This is a genomic window from Wolbachia endosymbiont of Tuta absoluta (genome assembly GCF_059414725.1).
The window spans coordinates 1-5,333 of sequence record NZ_JBNRJY010000725.1; the positions used below are offsets into that span (position 1 = coordinate 1).

6 protein-coding genes are annotated in these 5,333 nt (G+C 35.1%); 2 read left to right on the forward strand and 4 right to left on the reverse strand.

The window, feature by feature from the left end:
- Positions 1–351: 351 nt before the first annotated feature.
- Together ACJ5GX_RS07740 and def are read right to left on the reverse strand one after the other, a co-directional pair.
- Positions 352–1,125: a uracil-DNA glycosylase gene (locus tag ACJ5GX_RS07740; RefSeq protein WP_010403847.1), complete on the reverse strand. Its 774-nt coding sequence runs from the start codon at positions 1,123–1,125 to the stop codon at positions 352–354.
- The gene (gene def, locus ACJ5GX_RS07745) at positions 1,115–1,654 is read right to left on the reverse strand and encodes a peptide deformylase (RefSeq protein ID WP_007302315.1); all 540 of its coding nucleotides are present in this window, start codon (positions 1,652–1,654) and stop codon (positions 1,115–1,117) included. Before def ends, ACJ5GX_RS07740 begins: the two co-directional genes overlap by 11 nt.
- A 137-nt stretch (positions 1,655–1,791) precedes the next feature.
- On the opposite strand from def, the gene ftsA reads away from it, so the two are divergent.
- On the forward strand, positions 1,792–3,030 hold the full coding sequence (ftsA, locus tag ACJ5GX_RS07750; protein WP_007302316.1) for a cell division protein FtsA: 1,239 nt from the start codon (positions 1,792–1,794) through the stop codon (positions 3,028–3,030).
- A gap of 117 nt (positions 3,031–3,147) precedes the next feature.
- On the forward strand, positions 3,148–3,930 hold the full coding sequence (gene map / locus ACJ5GX_RS07755; protein ID WP_007302317.1) for a type I methionyl aminopeptidase: 783 nt from the start codon (positions 3,148–3,150) through the stop codon (positions 3,928–3,930).
- Between the two features lie 30 nt (positions 3,931–3,960).
- Here map and ACJ5GX_RS07760 read toward each other — a convergent pair whose 3' ends face one another.
- Complete coding sequence (locus ACJ5GX_RS07760) at positions 3,961–5,106, reverse strand: MFS transporter (RefSeq protein WP_007302318.1); 1,146 nt, start codon at positions 5,104–5,106, stop codon at positions 3,961–3,963.
- Positions 5,030–5,333: hypothetical protein (locus tag ACJ5GX_RS07765; RefSeq protein WP_495292876.1), on the reverse strand; the 304-nt coding region annotated here is incomplete at its 5' end. The genes ACJ5GX_RS07760 and ACJ5GX_RS07765, both read right to left, overlap by 77 nt.

Consider the following 5,333-nt stretch of genomic DNA (forward strand, 5'->3'; position numbering starts at 1 on the left):
TCAATAAGAGTATTTATCCTTGTTTTTAATCTCTGCAGATTTAACAACAAAATTCAGTAAAAAACTCAGGTATATATTGGCAGATTACATAAAATTATAGCGGCTGCATGTCTTTTTTATTTTTTCTACATTCAGCCAAAACACGCTTTAAATAAGCGTTAGCACATTACTACAATGCCAATTTACATTATTATAGGGTCAAAACTCACTACTGGGGGATTCTTTTGCCTTTTTTTTGTTTAGTAAATTTCTTAATATCTATAACTAACATGAACTAGGCAGTGTGTCAATAGGGTGTCATTCTAGTCTGGAATGATAGGAGAAGGTACTGCGATGACAACAAGTAGTAAGCTAAACGTCCGTGTGGTTATTGGTATTATCAAGATATTCTCTAATCTTCTTTAAATCTTCCCAAGCTAAGCGTTTTTGTGCTGGTTGACGAAGTAGATAGGCTGGATGAAATATAGCGGCTGTGGTAATTGCATGAGATAAATATTGGTTAGTATAAGTATGAAATTTGCCACGCAAGTTCGATATAGTCTTTGTGTTATCAAGAAGGCTATAACATGCGATTCCTCCAACAAAAATCAGAATCTGCGGTAAAACAAGAGCAATATGCTTCTCAACAAATGGTCTGCACATATCAAGCTCTAGATCAGTTGGTTTTCTATTACCTGGTGGACGCCAAAACACGGTGTTGCTTATATATACCTTAGTGCGGTCCAGATTAATTGCACCGAGCATCTTATCGAGCAGCATTCCGCTTGCACCACAAAATGGTATGCCTTTCAGGTCTTCATTTGCTCCTGGTGCTTCACCAACAAGCATGATTTTTGCATTTGGATTACCATCGGAAAAAACAGTATTAGTTGCAGTTTTTTTTATTTCACAACCCTCAAATGACTTAACTGCACTTCTTAGTTCATCTACACTACCACATTCACTTGCAAGCTTCCTTGCTTCAATGATCCAATCACTTGGGAACATGGCTTTTTTCTGCTCGATGACAGAAGACTGTGCAGCTCTCTCATTTTCCACTTTTTTTTCCTCTTCACCTTCAGTTAGCGTGCAGTCAACACCCACTTCATGATAGAACTTCAACAATTCTAGATCTTCATTGTTCATAGTGCCTCTTAACCTTTTGAGCTTTTTTCATAGCCATATCGTACTTCAATTTAGACAAATGTCTAACGTATAATATACCATTTAAATGATCTAACTCATGCTGAATACACCTTGCAAGCCAACCACTAGCTTTTAGCGTCTGTTCTTCGTTATTTAAATTTTTATATTTCACAGTTAAATATTTTGGACGCTTAATTTCATGGCTTTGCTCTGGAATTGAAAGGCACCCTTCTTTGAGAATTACTTGTTCACCCGATAATTCTGTAATTTCAGGGTTAATCATGCAAAATTTGCCAGTTGATTCATATCCTGCTGGCCCATCTTCAGCCTTCTCTGGCTGAACGTCCATGATAAAAATTCTCTTCAGCACTCCAACTTGTACTGCAGCAAGACCAAGACCTTCTGCATAGTACATAGTTTCGAACATGTCGTTTACTAATTCTTTAATTTTATCGGTTATATCTATTACTTCACTGGCACGTGTAGTTAACCTTTCATCAGGGGCAATTACAATTGGCAATTTAGACATAAAATTAAAATTTTATGTTTTATTTTTTCCTTTGTACAGTATTTTGGGTATATTAAAATGTTGCTGTATTTTTAATAGAAATATAAATTATTAAAGGAAGCTACAATTTGAATGGAATTGTGTCATAAGGTCAACTAATGTACTCTGCAGTAATAATAAAACCAAAGCGAAATGTTTTTGCCGTTTTAGACGTAGGTACAACAAAAATTATCTGTCTCATTGTTAAGATCAATAGCAACTTCAGCTATAAAATAATAGGAACGGGTTATAAAAGTGCAGAAGGTATAAGCGGTGGATCAATAACTGATGCAAAGCATGCAAGTTACTCTATTTCATCAACTATAGGTTTAGCTGAGCAAGTATCAGAAGAGACTATAGACCAGATATATGTGAATGTAGCCGGATGTGGAGTCTCATCTTTTAACGTATATAACGAAATTATTGCAGCTAATCACGAAATTTCAGACCGAGACATAAAACGTGTAGTCTTTCAGACATTTGAGAAATATATCGAAGAAAATGTCATCATTCACAATATACCACTGAAATATCACTTAGATGATATGACTGACATAAAGGAAGTCAGTGGATTATATGGAAAAAGATTATCTGCTGATGTTAATGTTGTCACTGCTTCGCGTCCAGCGCTTACCAATATCGAAAATTGTATAACTAATAATAGTGGGATAAGTATGTCTGGTTGTGTTGCTTCTGCATATTCTGCAGGCCTTGCCTGTCTAAGTAAAGATGAAAAAGAGCTAGGAACTGCCGTTGTTGACATAGGAGGTGGATGCACTGCAATTGGAATTTTTAAGAGAGGAAAACTTGTGTACACAAGCAGCATTCCAATTGGTGGCATTCACATTACCCGAGATATAGCTTATGGACTATGCACAAGTATAGAGCATGCTGAACGCATAAAAATACTATACGGTAGCACTATTGTAACTTCAATAGATGAGAATGAATGTATTGCAGTGCAAAGTAATGAAAGCGATGAACCAACTCAAGTGTTTAAGTCTGAACTTGTTAACATCATAAGACCAAGGGTTGAGGAAATACTTGAGCTGATAAGAGAACAATTTCAAGAACAGAAAGATCCAATTAATAAAGTAGTGATCACAGGTGGAACCAGTCAACTCACAAGCATGAAAGAAATTGCAAGCTATATATTCAATAAACAAGTCCGTATCGGATGCCCTGAATCTTGTAGCGGTCTTGATGGCGAATACGACAAAAATCCTGTATTTTCTGCTGCTTTAGGCTCTATAAAGCTAATAGTTGACACCTTTTATAGAAATAATTCTGGAATGCTTGGTCACGATGGCAAAATAAGTAAGTTATACCATTGGGTTAAATCAAAAGTCACAGTCTAGATTTTTGTCTTTATCTCTTAATATACAAATGGCTTGATCTAAGAGCTTATTTTTATAGTATTATTACACTGATGTATCCGTAAGAGAAGCAGAAAATTACAATAAAACGTAAGAAACATGAACATAACTATACATTCACAAGAAGATTTTGACTTTATGCGTAAAGCTGGCAGGCTTGCAGCTGAAACCCTTGATTTTATTGCACCACACGTCAAAGTAGGCGTAACAACTAATGAATTAAATGATCTATGTCATGATTTTATAATCAATGCAGGTGCAATTCCAGCACCACTGAATTATAAGGGATATCCGAAATCAATTTGTACTTCGAAAAATGCTGTTGTATGTCATGGTATTCCTGATGATAAACCTCTTAAAGATGGAGATATTTTAAATATTGACGTTACAGTGATTTTAAATGGCTGGTATGGTGACACAAGTCGCATGTTTTGGGCTGGTAAACCCTCAATAAAAGCAAAGCGTTTGTGTAATGCTACTTATAATGCGCTAATGGAAGCAATAAAACAAGTCAGGCCAGGCAATAAGTTAAATAAAATAGGACTTACTATAGAAAAATATATTGAAGATTTTGGATATTCTATCGTACGCAATTATTGTGGACATGGCATAGGAAAGGTTTTTCATGCTCCACCAAATGTTGTACATTTTTATGATGAAGGTGAGGATCTTATCTTAAAAGAAGGCATGTTTTTTACGGTAGAACCAATGATCAATGCTGGAAAACATGAAACTCTGCTCAGCAAGCTAGATGGCTGGACAGTGACAACACGTGATCTTTCACTTTCTGCACAGTTTGAGCATACGCTTGGAGTCACAAAAGATGGAGTTGAAATATTTACACTATCACCTAAAAATTGGCATTTTCCACCTTATGATTAGATTTTTTAAACACTTGGTTTTTGAAAAAATCTAACTCTTAACTTGTGATATAGCAACTAACCCAATTAATGCACAGAAAATCATGTAAAAACTTGCTAAAGTTCCTTGTCCTGTAACTTTGATAATAGTTGTGCATATAAATGGTGCAAGACCACCAAAAAATCCCGAAGCTATATTTCTTGATAAACCAAATCCACTGTATCGTACCTTTATTGGGAATAATTCACACATAAACGCGCTAACAGGACCAAGAGAAGCAGCTATTGGGATTATAAAAAGAACGTGCGCCATTATGGTGAGCAAATTATTACCACTTAGTATCATTGAAAAAACTGGATAACTTACTACTATAAAAGTCACAAATGCAAATTTCATGACTCTTTCTCTCCCTACCTTATCAGAAAGTATTGCAAATAGTATAGTCAATCCTCCAAGTGCAACCTGATTCAATATTTCTACTGCGTGATTAAAGTGAGTGTTTATTGTTGATGCAAGTAGATTAAAAAACACTAAATATATGTAAAGAGATGCATTCTCAACTATGTCAACTCCAATTGATATTAGAAAAGGTTTTTTATAGCCATTTAACAGTTCTTTTAACGGTAATTCATGTGGCTTTTCCTGCTTTTTATATTCTGGGCTTTCATCGAGTATATATCTCATATATATACTGATTAATCCTATTACAAAACTGAAAATAAAAGGCAATCTCCATCCCCAAGATTCAAAATCGGATACTTTTTTGCATATAAGCACCACTATAAGACTTAATATTGAGCCAAGAATTGCGCTCAATACTTCAATACTGCCAAAGAATCCTCTTTTATTTTTAGGAGCATGCTCTATTAAAAATGGGGCATTTCCTGCCTCTCCTCCAAGAGATATACCCTGCAATAATCTTAAACATACCACCAGTACTGATGCGAGTACCCCAATGTTCTGATAGCCTGGAACAAATGCAATAAGTACGGTTGATAGAGTCATCAATATGATAGAGAGAAATAGAGCAATCCTTCTTCCATATTTATCGCCAATGTGGCCAAATATAGCAGCACCAATTGGTCTTATTAAGAAACCCACTGCAAACACTCCAAAAGCTTTAAGTATGCTGACTAATTTGTCGTCTGATGGAAAAAACACATCTCCGATTATGCTTATTAGATGGCTGAAAAGCATGTGATCGATCTTCCTTCACAGGAGATTTAAAATCATTTTCATCTAAAGAGTCATTACTATTACTGTGAGAGTCTAGTTCAATAGTTTGGTCACTTGTATCTTCATTTTTTTTTACATCCTTATAATAATTAACATTATTATAATCCTGACATTGTTTTTTCAGTGTAACCATTGCTTCCAATGGGTCGGTTAATGGTTTAAACATTTTTCGACTTTTAAATTTTCTA